We start from the raw sequence: 14,156 nt of genomic DNA on the forward strand, positions 1-14,156 counted from the left end.
CTCACTCGTAGACGGCGTCGGGGTCGAACACTTTCTCGCCGACGGTCTCTCCCTCGACCGTCCGGTAGAAACAGGATCGGTGACCCGTGTGACACGCGCCGCCCTCCTGGTCGACCAGATAGAGGAGGGTGTCGGCGTCGCAGTCGACGCGGACCTCCTCGACGGTCTGGACGTGGCCGCTCGTCGCCCCCTTCTCCCAGAGTTCGTCCCGACTTCGCGAGTAGTAGTGCGCTCGGCCGGTCTCCCGGGTCCGCTCGAGGGCCTCCGGCGAGACGTAGGCGAGCATCAGCACCTCGCCGGTGTCGGCGTCCTGTGCCACGGCGGGAACGAGACCGTCCTCGCCGAAGTCGACCGAAACGTCGTCGTCCATACGCGAGTTGTTGTTCGTCCGAGCGATAGGTCTTTTGCCGCGGACAGGTCGCGGAACGTGCGTCGAAAAAAGCGGGTCGCCGCTAGCGCCCCTGCCAACTCCAGCGACCGACGAGGACCAGCGCGACCGCGAACGCAAGCAGGCCCACCGTGATGGCGACCGTCGACGCTGCCGCGGCGAGTCCCGGGGCCAGCATCAGCCCGACCACCAGCAATAGTAGCCCGAAAATCGAGACCAGCGAGAGCCCGATCCCCTCCCGGATCCCCCACCTCGTCGTCGCGGCGTCCTCGAGGGCGCTCTTCGTCGGTTGCTGTACTGGACCGCGCTCCGGAATTGCCATCTCTCTCGCCTCCGGTAGTACGTACGCTATCACATGGCATAAACCGCGCTCACGGTAGACCGGACTGTCCCGATTGCGGGCGGGTGGCGGTCGCTCGCGCAAGTCGAGTCGAAAATCTGCAGGCTGACGGAAGCGGCTTCTGCGACGCTCAGTTCTGGCCGTTCAGCGTGATGTCGTTGATGGCGATGATCCGCTCGTCGGCCTCGAGTTCCGCCTTGGCCTCGGTGGGAACCTCGCTGTCGACGTTGTAGACGGTCAGGGCCTCGCCGCCGATGGTCTCGCGGGCGTTGAACATGCCGGCGATGTTGACGTCGTAGTCGCCCATGACGGAGCCGATGAGGCCGATGACGCCGGGCTCGTCGGTGTTGCGCGCGATGACCATCCGACCGTGGGGGATGGCGTCGACGCGGTAGCCGTCGATGCGGACGATACGCGGGTCGTCGCCCGCGAAGAGGGTGCCGTCGACCGAGACTTCGTCGTCGTCGTTGCTGACGGTCACGGAGATCAGGCTCTGGAAGTCCTCGGCCTGACGGGTCTTGGACTCGGTGACGTCGACGCCACGGTCCTTCGCGATCTGGGGCGCGTTGACGGCGTTGACCTGCCACTCGAGGGGTTCGAAGATGCCCTTGAGCGCGCTCGCGGTGACGAACTCGACGTCCTCGTCGGCGATGTCGCCCTCGTAGACGACCTCGACGTCCTCGATGCGACCCTCGAGCAGCTGCGCGGCGACTTTGCCGGCCGTCTCGGAAATCTCGATGTACGGCTCGACGCGCGGGAACGCGCTCTCGTCGATCGACGGGGCGTTGAGGGCGTTCGCGACCGGCTCGCCGATCAGCGCGGCGTTGACTTGCTCGGCCGTCGAGGTGGCGACGTTCTCCTGGGCGGCCTCCGTCGAGGCCCCGAGGTGGGGCGTGACGATGATATCGTCGTGCTCGAGCAGCGGCGAGTCAGCGGCGAGGGGCTCCTCGGCGAAGACGTCGAGCGCGGCGCCGGCCAGCGTCCCGTCTTCGACTTTCGCCGCGAGGGCGTCCTCGTCGACGACGCCGCCGCGGGCGCAGTTGATCAGGTAGCCGTCGCCCAGCAGGTCGAGCTCGTCCTCGCTGATCAGCCCCTCCGTCTCCGGCGTGAGCGGCGTGTGGACGGTCAGGAAGTCCGCCCGCTCGAGGCTCGCCTGGAGATCGACGAGTTCCGCGCCGATGCGGTCGGCGCGCTCCTCGCTGATGTAGGGATCGTAGGCGACGATGTCCATGCCCAGCGAGTCGAGCTTCTTGGCGACCTCCTGGCCGACGCGGCCGAGGCCGACGACGCCAAGCGTCTTGCCGTTGAGCTCGGCCCCGAGGTAGTCGCTTTTCGCCCACTCGCCGTTCTTGAGTCGGATGTGGGCCTGCGGGATCGAGCGAGCCGCCGCGAACGTCATCGCGACGGTGTGTTCGGCGGCGGCGCGAACGTTGCCCTCGGGGGCGTTGGCGACGATGACGCCGTGGTCCGTCGCGGCGTCGATGTCGATGTTGTCGACCCCGATGCCGGCTCGGCCGACGATGACGAGCTCCTCGGCGGCGTCGAAGACCTCCTCGGTCACTTCGGTCCCGGAGCGGACGATGAGTCCGTTGGCGTCCGCGACTGCCTCGAGGAGCGCGTCGCCCTCGAGTTCGTAGCCCGTCTCGACCTCGTGGCCGGCGTCTCTGAGTACGTCCAGACCCGCGTCTGCGATCGGATCCGTGACGAGAACCTTCATGCGCGGGACAACCGCGCGGAGAACGTAAACCCTTCCGTTGTGCTCGGGGCAGGCAAAAAACACCGCTTCCTCGCCGGGCGACTGTCCGTCGCTCGGAGCGCCGCGCCCGTCGGCTCCCATCGCCCGCCCGAGGCCCGACAGCAGCCGCTGGGCAGTTCGGGATGGCGTTCCTGTCGAGTGAAAATACCCGGCCGAATTATCCCTACAGGCCGCGTCTTGTCGGCTATGTACGATCGGATTCTGCTGCCCACCGACGCGGAGAAGGGAACGGAACTGGCGACCGAACACGCCATCGCCGTCGCCGAACGGACCGGCGCGGAGCTACACCTGCTGTACGTGGTCGACAGCGACGTCTACGCCTCCTACAGCGGCGACGAGTACGTCCACGAGTTCGAAGGGTTAGAGGCCGCGCTCGAGCACGTCGGCGAGGACGCCCTCGAGTCGGCGGCCGAGGCGGCCCGGGAGGCGGGGCTCGAGCCGACGACGGTCGTGCGACACGGCTCGCCTCACGACGAGATCCTCGCGTACGCCGACGAGGCGGACGTGGATCTGCTCGTGATGGGGTCCAAGGAACGCCCCGGCGAGTACCGCCAGCTGCTGGGTAGCGTCACCGACCGCGTTGCGCGGTTGGCCTCGCGACCGGTGACGATCATCAAGACGCCCGTCGAGGAAGACGACGCGCCGTAGCCGCCGACCGTCGGCTCACCGCTCGGTCGCCAACTGTCGCGGGAGGGCGGCGATGCCGGCGCCGATCGTGGTGAACACCACCGCGGTACCGCCGACCGCAGCGAACAGGGACGGGTCGATCGAGACGGCAAGCGTCTCGACGTCGCCGCCCCCCTCCGGCGTCCAGCGAGCGACCGTCGCCAGGCCGGCCGTGAGGACAACGTAGCTCAGCAACAGCGAGCCGAGCGCGAGGCCCGCTTCGCGCCGCGTCTCGAGGCGGACGATGCGCACGAGGAGGTAGCCGGTGACCAACAGGACGACGACCGGGACGAGCGCGGTAACGTTGGTGGTCAGGCCACGAACGACACCGTACGCTCCCTGTATCGTCTCGTTGCCGCGTTCGATCGTCGCGCCGTGGCTCCCGAGCGCCACCAGTCCCGTGATGGCCGCTCGGCTCGGACGGTCTTCGATTCCGCTGAACAGGCCCCCGGCGAACATCGCGCCGACCAGTTGGTACGTTACTGCGACGACGACGACGAAGGCTCCGATACCCGAGACGGCTCCAACTTTCCACGGCGGGACGGCCACCCGTCGTCGCCGCGGGTACCGCTCGTCCGCCGACTCGTCCCCGTCGTCGCTGTCACCACCGGTTTCGCCCGCGTCGCTCTCCCGTTCGTCCTCGAGTTGCGGTCCCTTGTCGTATTCGAACCGTCGATCGGACGACATGTAAGCGCCAACGAAGGCAAGTGGATAATACGTTTCGGTCGGCACTGGTCCGAAACCATCGACTCGCTGCACTCCGGCACGAAACCTGAACTGGTTTATCCGGGGACCGACAACCGGGGCACAATGACAGTCGTCGCTTTCGACTTCGACGGGACGCTTTCGGACTCCGAGATGACCGTACTGCTCGGCAGTCGCCGCGATGTCGCCGAGGACATGGCCGACATCACCGAGCGCGCGATGAACGACGAAATCGGCTACGCCGAGAGTCTGCGTCGGCGCGCGGCTTTGCTCGAGGGGCTCCCCGAAGCCGAGGCCGAGGCCGCCTTCGACGAGGTCGTCCTCCGAGAGGGGGCTGCCGACCTCATCGAGGAACTGAACGAGGCAGGCGTCACGACCGCAATTCTCACGGGCGGCTTCGAACGCGGCGTCGCGGCTGCGCTGGAGCGCGAGGGCGTCTCGGTCGACCACATCGTCTCGAACCGGCTGCCGATGCAAACGGGGGAACTCACCGGCGCGGTCGAAGGGCCGTTGATCGAGGGCACCAAGGACGACGCGCTCGCGGATCTCGCAGACGACGTGGGCGTCGACCTCGCGGATACCGTCGCCGTCGGCGACGGGGCCAACGACCTGCCGATGCTCGAGGTCGCCGGGCTGGCGATCGGTTTCGAACCCAAGCCGGCGGTCGAACCCCACTGCGACGTCGTCGTCACGACGATGACCGAAGCCCGTGAAACGCTGCTCGCGGAGTCCGTCATCGCCGAACAGTAATCGGAGCTGCGTAACCGCTTTTTAGCGCCCGTAATCGCCGATTGAGTCCTTCCTCGAGGCGCTGACTCCCCCTGTGAGTGCCGCACATGGCCGTTCGCCTATCAACGGGCGTGTCAGTGGCAAATCGATGACTGTCGGGCTCAACAGCCGATTTCGGCACCGACGAGGTTATTAACTCGAGAGCGAGTAAGTAGTTTTGATGATGTGGCAAGACCTCGTATTCATGCTCGGAAGCGGCCTCTCGATCGTCTTTCTCGCGCCGACGCTGCGCGACGCCAGCGCGCGGGTTCCGCTAGGCACGAGTCTGCCGTCGATGGGGATCGGCTTCGTCTACGCGACGACGTTCTTCACGCTCGGAATGACCTTCTCTGCACTGGGTGCGCTCGCCGCTGGCACGATGTGGTCGCTGATCGCCCTATTCCGCTCGCCACAGGGCGTCTCGATGAAGTTGCTCGCTCGTGAGAATCTCGCGCTGTTCGTCTCCGATCTCCAGTACTGGATCGATCGCCGGCGCTCCGACCGGCCACACGCCGATCACTACGTTTCGTTCGATCACTCGCACGCGTACGGACAGAGCAGCGACTGATATTCGGGACGACCGTTCTTCGGCTTCGATCGGCGTATCACCCGTCCGGCCGATATCTCAACGTTACAAAAAAGCGATCGATCAGTCGGTACTCGTCGACCCGTGTGGCCGCCGTCGTTACCGCTCGTTGACCTTCGCGATCGCGGTATCGACGACTTCCTCCCACTGCGTGCTGAGCGCCCCGGCGACCGCGAACGCGGCGGGGAAGATGACTCCCGCGAAGAGGACCGCGTCGGTCATCGAGGGACCGAAGGTGAGGTTCGAAACGACGTTCCCTTCGTCGTTGAAGAACTGTCCGGCCTCGAGCGGCCCGACGCTGTCGACGATGCGTCCCACGAGCTGGGGGTCGGAGTAGTCGTGGGTCATCAGGAACGCCGCCAGTGCGGCGAAGACGAGATACGGCGGAACGACGGTCAGCCCCGCCTTGACCGCTTCGACCGGGTCGTCGGCGTCGGTGTACCGGGCGATCCCGTATCCGGCTGCGACGACGGTCCCGACCGTGACCGCGAATAACGCTGTCGTGGCGAGAGTGAACGGCACGTTGGTGATCGCCGCGACGTTGTTCGGCGCCTGTCCGAGCGTTGCGGCTTCGCCGCTAGCTTCGAATCCGACACCGAATGTCGAGAGGTAACTCCAGCCCGCAGCGACCCACGAACTCACGAGATCAGTGACGACCGTCGTATCGCCGTCAGTGTAGGTCGTCGGGGTCGCCTGTGCAGATGCCACGATCGTCAGGTAGAGATGCGACAGGTACGTGGCGACCACTGCGATAGTCCCGAATACGGCACCCTCTTTGAGCGGCAGCTCGGTTCCGTCCTCCCGCGGAACGCGCTGTTGTCCGACCGATTCCTCCTCCTCTTCGTATTCCAGTTGCTTCCCGTCTGACATCACCAATACATCAGACAGCGGGATATTATAATTTACGGCACTGTTTTATCACGCATCGATTAAATTCTGTACCAGAGGTGTGTTGAGCGGTGTTTTCCAGTTAGAGATAACTATAAGAAATTCGCTTCGATAACGAATCACTCAGAAAAGAGGCTCGTATGGACCGGGGCGAACTCCCCGGTCTCGTCGGCGTCGTCCGACGCGGTATCGGTGATCGTTCGGCCGGCGAGCCCCTCTTCGAGCAGTTCCGAGAGCGGCGGGCCGACCTTCTCGGGTTCGACGAGGAACGCGTCGTGGCCGTGGTCGGACTCGATGACGTGGTGGGCGACGTCGACGTCGGCTTCGCGGCAGGCCTCGGCCAGCGCCTCGGCCTGCTCGGTGGTGAAGTGCCAGTCGCCGGTAAACGAGAGCAGGAGGAGTTCGCCCTCGAAGGCCGCCAGCGCGTCGGCGTCGGACTCGTAGCCCGCCGAGAGGTCGAAGTCGTCCATCGCGCGCGTCATGTAGAGGTAGCTGTTGGCGTCGAACCGATCGGTGAACTTGTCGGCCTGATAGTCGAGGTAGGACTCGACCTCCCGATAGGGGAAGAAGGCGGCCGCGGGGTCCGGCGGCTCCTCGCGCACCGCTTCACGGCCCGCGGAGCGGCGGCCGAACTTGCGCCCCATCGAGGCCTTCGAGAGGTACATGATGTGGCCGATCTGGCGCGCTCGAGCCAGTCCCTCCTCGGGTTCGGGCCCGCCGTAGTAGTGGCCGCCGTTCCAGTTGGGATCGCCCGTGATGGCTCGCCGGGCGACGGTATCGAGCGCCAGACACTGCGCGTCGAGGCGGGCGGCAGTGGCGACCGCCCCCGCTCGCTCTACGTCGTCGGGGTAGCGGCGCAGCCAGTCGAGGACGTTCATCCCGCCGACGCTGCCGCCGACGACGGCGTGGATCCGGCCGACGCCGAGTTCGTCCAGCAGTTTCCGCTGCGATCGGGTCCAGTCGCCGACCGTGACCGGCGGGAAGTCGGTGCCGTAGGGTTCGCCCGTCTCGGGGTTCTCGCTCGCGGGGCCGGTCGTCCCGTAACACGAACCGGGCGCGTTCGCGCAGACGACGAAATACTCGCTCGTGTCGATCGCCTTCCCGGGGCCGACGACGTCGCCCCACCAGGCTCGAGCCTGCCCCGCCGTCTCCCCGCCGGCGTCCGGTCGGCGGGCGACGTGGGCGCTGCCGGTCAGCGCGTGACAGACCAGCACCGCATTGTCGCCGGTGAACTCGCCGTAGGTCTCGTAGGCCACCTCGAGTTTCGGAATCGATTCCCCGGATTCGAACCGGAATTCGCCGAGGTCGACCGTCTCCTTCGTCGTCACGGCTGCTCACCCTCTCCCCGACAGGCCCTCGTCGCCGCGTCGATCGCCTGCTCGAGATCCGCCAGGATGTCCGCGGGATCCTCGATCCCGACCGACATCCGGATCAGGTCGGCGGTGACGCCCGCCTCCTCGCGCTCCTCGGGCGTGAGCTGGCCGTGGGTCGTGCTCGCAGGGTGGATCACGAGCGTCTTCGCATCGCCGATGTTCGCGAGGAACTGGGCGACCTCGACGTTCTCGCAGAATGCCTTTCCCGCCTCGAATCCCTCTTCGAGCCCGAACGCGACCATGCCGCCGTAGTCCTCGAGATACCGGTTCGCGTTGTCGTGGGTCGGATGGTCCGCAAGTCCCGGATGCGTGACCCAGGCGACGTCCTCGTGGTCGTCGAGGAACTCCGCGACGATCTGTGCGTTCTCGCAGTGTTTTTCGACTCGCAGGGGCAGCGACTCGAGTCCCTGCAGGGTCTGCCAGGCGTCGAACGGCGACTGCTGGTTGCCGAGACTCCGGAGCGAGCGGAACCTGGCCGTCGCGGCGAACGGCGCGTCGGGGAAGTCCCGCGAGAAGTCGACGTCGTGGTAGGCGTGGTTCTGGCCCGAAATTTCGTCGTAGCCGTGCTCGCCCCACGGGAACGAGCCGCCGTCGACGAGGACGCCGCCGACCGTCGTGCCCGAGCCGTGGAGCCACTTGGTCGTCGACTCCCAGACGACGTCGGCTCCGTGCTCGAGTGGGCGACACAGCGCCGGCGTCGCGAATGTGTTGTCCACGACCAGCGGGACGCCGTTGTCGTGGGCGATCTCGGCGACGCGCTCGAAGTCCGGCGTGACCAGCGACGGATTGCCGATCGTCTCGACGTGGACGAAGGCGGTGTCCTCGTCGATCGCCGCCTCGTAGGCGTCGTACTCGAGCGTGGGGACGAACCGCGGTTCGATGTCTCGCCGCGTCGCAGTCTTCGAGAAGTAGGCCGTCGTTCCGCCGTAGGTATCGGTCGAACAGACGACGTTGTCGCCCGCCTCCGCGAGGATCAGCGTCGCCGAATCGAGCGCCGCCAGGCCGCTGCCGGTCGCGACCGCGCCGGCCCCGCCCTCGAGCGAGGCGAGCCGGTCCTCGAGTACGGACACGGTGGGGTTGGCGATACGAGAGTAGATGTAGCCGTCGTCCTCGAGGGCGTAGCGGGCGGCGGCCGTGTCGGCGTCCTCGAAGACGTAGGAGGTCGTCTGGTGGATCGGTGGTGCCATCGCGCCGGTGTCCGGGTCGGGGGACTGGCCGGCGTGGACGCTGCGCGTCCCGAAGCCGCGCTCGCCGCGCCCGGCGGCGCCAGCGTCGTTCCCGTCGCTCGCGTCGTCGCTCATGTTTAGTATGCATACTTCTCCACGTTCATATGCGTCTCAGTAACGGCAAATACGGCAGGCTAGAGAATACCACACAGTATGCGGTCGGTCGTCCGACCGCCGAGCGCTTCGCTTGCAGGCTCAACTCCTTTGCTCGGACGACTCGGCTAGACGGGCGTGCAGACAGTTTTCCACCTCATCGCCGACGACCCGGCCCAGCAACAGACCGCGCTGACGATCGCCGAGAATCTCACGCAGGACGACTCCGTCGAAGTCGACGACGTCGCCGTCGTCGCGCAGGCCGACGGCATCGAGCCGCTGACGGCAGGCGGGGACGGCAGCGACACGGTCGAGTCGCTGCTCGAGACGGGGATCGACGTCAAGGCCTGCAGCAACACGCTCGACCTGAAGGACCTCGCTGAGTCGGACCTCGTCGACGGCGTCGAGACCGTTCCCTCCGGCGGCGGCGAACTGACGCGGCTGCAGAGCGAGGGCTACGCCTACATCCGCCCGTAGCTGCGGGCGCGTCCGATACCTAGTCTCCGTGCTCGAGCGACGAGAGCATCGTCCGAACCGACTCCGACTCGGTCTCGAGGCCGACCACCTGCGGGTAGACCGCGACGCAGATCACGAAGTCCTCGCCGTGAGCGACGGGCTCGCTGAGCTGCAGGTAGACGTCGAGAGAGGTCCCGGCGGACGTCAGCCGGGCGTTCGCCTCGTACCGGGCGAGCGTCGTTTCGGTTCCCAGGATCGAGATCGAGGACTCGCCGACGGAGCGGACGTTCTCGAGCTGGTCGTAGCGGTCCTGAATCAGTGCGACGAGTTCGTCCGTCGAGTACTCGCCGACGGGATTGAACGTCTTCCCCAGAAACGAGATCTGCGGCGTGGTCAAGACGGCGACGACCGCCCCCTGAACGCGCGAGAGGCCGAGCGCGTCGAGCGACACCGCCCGGTCGTACTCGGCGTACCAGTTTTCGACTTCGATCGTGCGTTCGATCCCGAACCGACCGACGGTCCGCTCGATAACGACCGTCTCGACGGTGTGTTCGTCGTAGCCGGTTTCGTCCAACGCCGCCTGTGAGACGGTCGCCCGCGTTGACGAGAGCGTGTCGCTGAGAAACCCGGTACAGCCGGCGGTGAGCGCCGTTCCGGCGGCCGCTCCAGCCGCGAGGAGCTGCCGGCGCGAGACTGTCATCGACGACTACTGGTAGAGCGAGAACGAAAACGCATCGGTTTCGGCCGTGTCGGCCGGCGTAGTCTCGAGTCGGAGCGGCCGACGACCGGTCGTCGGTCGAGACGAACGATTTCATAGTAGCCGAGCGCCAAGAGGGGGGCGTGCACTCGAGTGACCGCGACCGCGCCGTGCTCGCCGGCCTCGTCTTCGCGGTGTTGTTCTCGCAGGTGCTGCTCTACCCTGGCGTCGCGACGCTCGTCGAGACGCTCGGGGCCGACGCGGCGACCTCGGCGTTCGCGGCGACGGCTCTGGACGCGAGCATGTGGTTTCTGGTCGCCGAGTTCGCCGCCTACGTCGCGTTCGTCGGCATCTGGGGGCTCGCGAGCGACGCGACCGGTCGCCGCCGTCCGTTCATCGTCGCCGGCGCGCTGGCCGGTGCCCTCGGCTACGCCGCCCTCGCCGCCGTCCCCGCCGTCGGCTCGATCCCCTTCGAAGGCGTCCTCCTCCTGCGGGTCTTCCAGGGCGCGACGACGATCGGCGCGTTCTCGCTGACGATGACCATGCTGATGGACCTCGAGGGCGGCCACGGGCGGAACATGGGCGCGGCCGGCATCGCCATCGGGCTCGGTGCCGCGCTGGGCGCGCCCGTCGGCGGCCAACTGACGGAACTCGCTCCCGTCGCGCCGCTGGCCGTCGCGGCCGGCCTGCTCGTCTGCGTCGGCGCGCTCGTCTCGCTCGTCGACGATCGTACGCCCGACCAGCGCCGGACGGCTCGAGCGCTGCTCGAGGGTGTTCGCCGCCGACCGACGCTGTCGATCCCCTACGCCTTCGGCTTCGTCGACCGGCTCACGGCCGGCTTCTTCGCGCTGGTGGGAACCCTCTACTTCCAGTCGGCGTTCGACCTCGACGCCGGGGCGACCGGGCTCATGCTGGCGTGCTTTTTCGCGCCGTTTGCCCTCCTGCAGTACCCGATGGGCGCCCTGTCGGACCGGATCGGCCGGAAAATCCCGATCGTCGTCGGCTCGGTCTGTTACGGCATCGGCATTCTCGCCGTCGGGGCCGCGCCGTCGGTCTCGACCGCCGCGGCCGCGATGATCGCCGTCGGCGTCCTCGGCGCACTGGTCGCCCCCGCGACGATGGCCCTCGTGACCGACCTCGCCGACGAAAGCGAACGAGGCGTCGCGATGGCCGGCTTCAACCTCGCCGGCAGCCTCGGCTTCCTCGGCGGCTTTCTCCTCGGCGGTACCGTCGCCAGTGACTACGGCTACGACGCGGCGTTTCTCGTCGTCGGCGGCCTCGAGGTCGCCATCGCCGTCGTCACCGTCCCGGTGTTTCTCCGGCTCTCGATAGCGCGGGCCGACCGGTTCCGAACGAGCGATCGCGGCGACGCGTGACTCGAGCACGACCGTGTATCGAGCAGCCACTGAACGTGAACATCTTACTTTGTGGTATGGATTAACATAACATTGTGGGGTGAGAAGGTATCAATTTTTATGTTCACAGGCCCAACCTCCGGTGATGGCACGAGACAAGGCAGTTTCACGGCGAACGGCACTGAAGCTCACGGGTGCGGCCGCGTCGACGGCGCTCGTCGCCGGTTGCAGCAGCGGTGGGAACGGTAACGGAAACGGCAACGGCAACGGCGACGACAGCGGTGGCGTCGAGATCGAAGCCGGGACGGACATTCGATTCAGCGGCCAGACCAGCCACTGGGAAGGTCTCAAGCCGTCCTCGATCGAGGGCGAAAAGAACCCGACGCTCGTCCTCACCGAGGGCGAGACCTACACGATCGGCTGGACGGAAGGCGACGGCGCTGCCCACAACATCGAACTCCGAAACGACAGCGGCGACGTCGTCAACGAACTCACGTCGGGCGACCCCGTCTCGGAGCCGGGCGACGGCCAGATCCTCGAGTTCACCGCCAGCAGCGATATCACCACGTACCGCTGCGAGCCTCACCCGAGCATGGAAGGCTCCATCGAGCTCAAGTAACGAACACGCTTCCGCTTTCCCTCTCTTTCGCGGTCTGCGGTAGACGCTGAAAGCGTCCGTACGACGCCCACATCCGTGACGGACCGTTGCGGCGAAACGGAATTTGTTATCGCTCCCTTTCGTTTTTCGCTCCCTCCGTAGCGGTTGCACCGTTCGTCACGGAAACGCGGCGACCTGCCGCGTCACGCGGTCGGACCGCCGGTTCGACCGTCGAGGCGGCTCCCATCGGATGGCCGTCTCGGCCCCGGTGCGGCATCAAAAGTACCATACCGCCGCACGACACAGTACGCCGTACTCAGGTGATTTCCGTGACGGAAAAACGCGAATATAAAGACGACTATCCCGACAAAACGCTGTACATTCCGGGCCCGACCGAGGTTCGCGACGACGTGATCGAAGCGATGTGCGAGCCGATGTTCGGCCACCGGATGGACCGAATGACCGACCTCTATACGACGATCGTCGAGGACACCAAGGAGTTCCTCGGCACCGACAACGAGGTCATCATCCTCACGGCCTCGGGCACGGAGTTCTGGGAGGCCTCGACGCTCAACCTCGTGGACGAGAACATCCTCGTGCCGACCTGTGGCAGCTTCAGCGAGCGACACGCCAATGTCGCCGAACGCCTCGGCAAGAACGTCGACCGACTCGAGTACGAGTGGGGTGAGGCGATCAAACCCGAGGACGTCCGCGAGGCGCTCGAGGACGGCGACACCGACTACGACGTCGTCGCGTCCGTGATGAACGAGAGTTCGACCGGCGTCCGCAACCCCATCGAGGAGATCGGCGACGTCGTCGCCGAGTACCTGGACACGTACTTCGTCGTCGACGCCGTCTCCGCGCTCGGCGGGGACTACGTCGATATCGACGAGCACAACATCGACGTCATCTTCGCCTCCACGCAGAAGGCGTTCGCGATGCCGCCGGGACTCGCCGTCTGCGTCGTCAGCGACGACGCCTACGAGCGCGAGGTGGCCAAGGACTCGGCCTCGTGGTACGGCGGCTTCCAGCGCTCGCTCGACTACTACGATCGGAAGGGCCAGACCCACTCGACGCCCGCCATTCCCGTCATGCTCGCGTATCGGAAGCAAATGAAGCACATGCTCGAAGAGGGCCACGACGGTCGGGACGAGCGCCACCGCGAGATGGCCGAGTACACGCGCGAGTGGGCCCGCGACCACTTCGCGATGTTCCCCGAGGAGGGCTACGAGTCCCAGACGGTGGCCTGCATCGAGAACACGCAGGGGATCGACGTCGCCGAGACGATCGACACAGTCTCCGAGGAGTACGACATGGTCTTCTCGAACGGCTACGGCTCGCAACTCGGCGAGAAAACGTTCCGCATCGGCCACATGGGCGAACACGACCTCGAGTCGATCAAGACTCTGACCGACGCCATCGAAGACGTCGCCGGGCTGTAGGTCGGCGCTCGCGGATACATCGTCCGCTGAGTCTGTCTTCTGTCTCGAGAACGGACGGTCGAATAGACAGCCGGTGGCCGTGAGTACGTCTCGAGTGATACGAGAGGCGTGCGATCCGGGGAAGGGCAGGCCCTTGGATGATACTGAGGTACTCTAGTGCGACGGTAGCCACGTTCCAGTCGAGACATCCATCACCGAACTCGCGGCGAGCGGTTCGAAGAACCCGAGCGGTGCACGGTTCTCACTCGCTTCGCTCGTTCCGAACCGCGCAGATGCGAACGGGAACGCAGTGACCCGTGAGCGATGCCGTTCACCGCGAGCGCCAACGGCGCTCGCGGGCCGACGACCGACCCGGAACGAACGCGGTGACTGGAGGGGGAGGGAGGAGTGCTTTCAGTTGAGTTTTGCCGAGTGCGGTCGCTAAGCGACCGCACGCAGCGTAAAAAGTCGTTTTATTGGATGTGGCCTTCGCGCCGGAGCTGGTCGGCCTCGCTCTTCTCGTAGCGCCAGGTGATGTCGGCCTTCTCGTCCTGCCAGTCCCAGGGCTCGACGAGGACGACGTCGTCCTCCCGGATCCAGATGCGTTTCTGCATCTTGCCGGGGATGCGTGCAGTGCGTTCTGTCCCGTCAGCACAGCGTACTTTCACCCGATTCGCCCCGAGCATGTTGGTGACGGTCGCGAAGACCTCGTCGTCCTCGGGCATCCGGAGGTTCTTCCGACCGCCGTCGCCGTCGTCGCTCATGGCCGCCGGTTCGCGGTCGAGCGGTTTAACGTTTTATCGATCCCGCCACGTGCGTCGCCGCTGTCGGCGAATGACG

16 protein-coding genes are annotated in these 14,156 nt (G+C 66.3%); 7 read left to right on the plus strand and 9 right to left on the minus strand.

Translation table 11 applies throughout. The features are described 5' to 3' along the window. Nucleotide 1: 1 nt before the first annotated feature. From hisI to serA, 3 genes are all read right to left on the minus strand, one after another. Nucleotides 2-370: a phosphoribosyl-AMP cyclohydrolase gene (hisI, locus tag NDO75_RS14995; protein ID WP_310907328.1), complete on the minus strand. Its 369-nt coding sequence runs from the start codon at nt 368-370 to the stop codon at nt 2-4. An 82-nt stretch (nt 371-452) separates the two neighbouring features. Beyond that, nucleotides 453-710: a hypothetical protein gene (locus NDO75_RS15000; RefSeq protein WP_310907329.1), complete on the minus strand. Its 258-nt coding sequence runs from the start codon at nt 708-710 to the stop codon at nt 453-455. 148 nt (nt 711-858) lie between these two features. Then, nucleotides 859-2,445, minus strand: a complete 1,587-nt coding sequence (serA, locus tag NDO75_RS15005; RefSeq protein ID WP_310907330.1) for a phosphoglycerate dehydrogenase — start codon at nt 2,443-2,445, stop codon at nt 859-861. Between the two features lie 225 nt (nt 2,446-2,670). On the opposite strand from serA, the gene NDO75_RS15010 reads away from it, so the two are divergent. Then, nucleotides 2,671-3,132 (plus strand): universal stress protein, encoded by a 462-nt coding sequence (locus tag NDO75_RS15010; protein WP_310907332.1) that lies wholly within the window; start codon nt 2,671-2,673, stop codon nt 3,130-3,132. A gap of 15 nt (nt 3,133-3,147) precedes the next feature. On the opposite strand, the gene NDO75_RS15015 is transcribed toward NDO75_RS15010, so the two are convergent. Then, nucleotides 3,148-3,837 (minus strand): hypothetical protein, encoded by a 690-nt coding sequence (locus tag NDO75_RS15015; protein ID WP_310907333.1) that lies wholly within the window; start codon nt 3,835-3,837, stop codon nt 3,148-3,150. 123 nt (nt 3,838-3,960) lie between these two features. Here NDO75_RS15015 and serB point away from each other — a divergent pair, with 123 nt between their 5' ends. Further along, the gene (gene serB / locus NDO75_RS15020; RefSeq protein WP_310907335.1) at nt 3,961-4,605 is read left to right on the plus strand and encodes a phosphoserine phosphatase SerB; all 645 of its coding nucleotides are present in this window, start codon (nt 3,961-3,963) and stop codon (nt 4,603-4,605) included. Nucleotides 4,606-4,804: 199 nt separating this feature from the next. After that, nucleotides 4,805-5,191 (plus strand): hypothetical protein, encoded by a 387-nt coding sequence (locus tag NDO75_RS15025; RefSeq protein ID WP_310907337.1) that lies wholly within the window; start codon nt 4,805-4,807, stop codon nt 5,189-5,191. A gap of 117 nt (nt 5,192-5,308) precedes the next feature. Here NDO75_RS15025 and NDO75_RS15030 read toward each other — a convergent pair whose 3' ends face one another. The 3 genes from NDO75_RS15030 to NDO75_RS15040 all read right to left on the minus strand — a co-directional run bounded on the left by NDO75_RS15030 (nt 5,309) and on the right by NDO75_RS15040 (nt 8,771). Continuing rightward, on the minus strand, nt 5,309-6,079 hold the full coding sequence (locus NDO75_RS15030) for a hypothetical protein (RefSeq protein ID WP_310907338.1): 771 nt from the start codon (nt 6,077-6,079) through the stop codon (nt 5,309-5,311). A 137-nt stretch (nt 6,080-6,216) separates the two neighbouring features. Further along, the gene (gene metX / locus NDO75_RS15035; protein WP_310907339.1) at nt 6,217-7,425 is read right to left on the minus strand and encodes a homoserine O-acetyltransferase; all 1,209 of its coding nucleotides are present in this window, start codon (nt 7,423-7,425) and stop codon (nt 6,217-6,219) included. Continuing rightward, a complete protein-coding gene (locus tag NDO75_RS15040) occupies nt 7,422-8,771 on the minus strand; it encodes an O-acetylhomoserine aminocarboxypropyltransferase/cysteine synthase family protein (RefSeq protein ID WP_310907340.1) in 1,350 nt (449 codons plus the stop codon). Before NDO75_RS15040 ends, metX begins: the two co-directional genes overlap by 4 nt. 156 nt (nt 8,772-8,927) lie before the next feature. Here NDO75_RS15040 and NDO75_RS15045 point away from each other — a divergent pair, with 156 nt between their 5' ends. Next, nucleotides 8,928-9,266 carry a DsrE family protein gene (locus NDO75_RS15045; protein WP_310907341.1) on the plus strand — a complete coding sequence of 113 codons (339 nt, stop codon included), beginning with the start codon at nt 8,928-8,930 and terminating at the stop codon, nt 9,264-9,266. Between the two features lie 19 nt (nt 9,267-9,285). Here the strand turns inward: NDO75_RS15045 and NDO75_RS15050 are convergent, their stop codons facing one another. Further along, nucleotides 9,286-9,945 carry a DUF6517 family protein gene (locus tag NDO75_RS15050; protein WP_310907343.1) on the minus strand — a complete coding sequence of 220 codons (660 nt, stop codon included), beginning with the start codon at nt 9,943-9,945 and terminating at the stop codon, nt 9,286-9,288. A gap of 140 nt (nt 9,946-10,085) precedes the next feature. Between NDO75_RS15050 and NDO75_RS15055 the strand changes: the two genes are divergently transcribed. The 3 genes from NDO75_RS15055 (at nt 10,086) to NDO75_RS15065 (ending at nt 13,337) form a co-directional block, all read left to right on the plus strand. Beyond that, nucleotides 10,086-11,318 carry an MFS transporter gene (locus NDO75_RS15055; protein ID WP_310907345.1) on the plus strand — a complete coding sequence of 411 codons (1,233 nt, stop codon included), beginning with the start codon at nt 10,086-10,088 and terminating at the stop codon, nt 11,316-11,318. Between the two features lie 124 nt (nt 11,319-11,442). After that, nucleotides 11,443-11,916, plus strand: coding sequence for a plastocyanin/azurin family copper-binding protein (locus NDO75_RS15060; protein ID WP_310907347.1), 474 nt, complete (start codon nt 11,443-11,445; stop codon nt 11,914-11,916). Nucleotides 11,917-12,224: 308 nt separating this feature from the next. Next, nucleotides 12,225-13,337, plus strand: coding sequence for an alanine--glyoxylate aminotransferase family protein (locus tag NDO75_RS15065; RefSeq protein WP_310907348.1), 1,113 nt, complete (start codon nt 12,225-12,227; stop codon nt 13,335-13,337). Nucleotides 13,338-13,789: 452 nt separating this feature from the next. Here NDO75_RS15065 and eif1A read toward each other — a convergent pair whose 3' ends face one another. Continuing rightward, nucleotides 13,790-14,080: a translation initiation factor eIF-1A gene (gene eif1A, locus NDO75_RS15070; RefSeq protein ID WP_254762504.1), complete on the minus strand. Its 291-nt coding sequence runs from the start codon at nt 14,078-14,080 to the stop codon at nt 13,790-13,792. Between the last annotated feature and the right edge of the window lie 76 nt (nt 14,081-14,156).

It is taken from the genome of Natrinema sp. 1APR25-10V2 (assembly GCF_031626495.1).
GTDB lineage: Archaea > Halobacteriota > Halobacteria > Halobacteriales > Natrialbaceae > Natrinema.

Bases quoted from the DNA above. Each gene is read 5' to 3' on its own strand.
- hisI (WP_310907328.1), bottom strand. From the start codon at position 370: ATGGACGACGACGTTTCGGTCGACTTCGGCGAGGACGGTCTCGTTCCC.
- NDO75_RS15000 (WP_310907329.1), bottom strand. From the start codon at position 710: ATGGCAATTCCGGAGCGCGGTCCAGTACAGCAACCGACGAAGAGCGCC.
- serA (WP_310907330.1), bottom strand. From the start codon at position 2,445: ATGAAGGTTCTCGTCACGGATCCGATCGCAGACGCGGGTCTGGACGTA.
- NDO75_RS15010 (WP_310907332.1), top strand. From the start codon at position 2,671: ATGTACGATCGGATTCTGCTGCCCACCGACGCGGAGAAGGGAACGGAA.
- NDO75_RS15015 (WP_310907333.1), bottom strand. From the start codon at position 3,837: ATGTCGTCCGATCGACGGTTCGAATACGACAAGGGACCGCAACTCGAG.
- serB (WP_310907335.1), top strand. From the start codon at position 3,961: ATGACAGTCGTCGCTTTCGACTTCGACGGGACGCTTTCGGACTCCGAG.
- NDO75_RS15025 (WP_310907337.1), top strand. From the start codon at position 4,805: ATGATGTGGCAAGACCTCGTATTCATGCTCGGAAGCGGCCTCTCGATC.
- NDO75_RS15030 (WP_310907338.1), bottom strand. From the start codon at position 6,079: ATGTCAGACGGGAAGCAACTGGAATACGAAGAGGAGGAGGAATCGGTC.
- NDO75_RS15040 (WP_310907340.1), bottom strand. From the start codon at position 8,771: ATGAGCGACGACGCGAGCGACGGGAACGACGCTGGCGCCGCCGGGCGC.
- NDO75_RS15050 (WP_310907343.1), bottom strand. From the start codon at position 9,945: ATGACAGTCTCGCGCCGGCAGCTCCTCGCGGCTGGAGCGGCCGCCGGA.
- NDO75_RS15060 (WP_310907347.1), top strand. From the start codon at position 11,443: ATGGCACGAGACAAGGCAGTTTCACGGCGAACGGCACTGAAGCTCACG.
- eif1A (WP_254762504.1), bottom strand. From the start codon at position 14,080: ATGAGCGACGACGGCGACGGCGGTCGGAAGAACCTCCGGATGCCCGAG.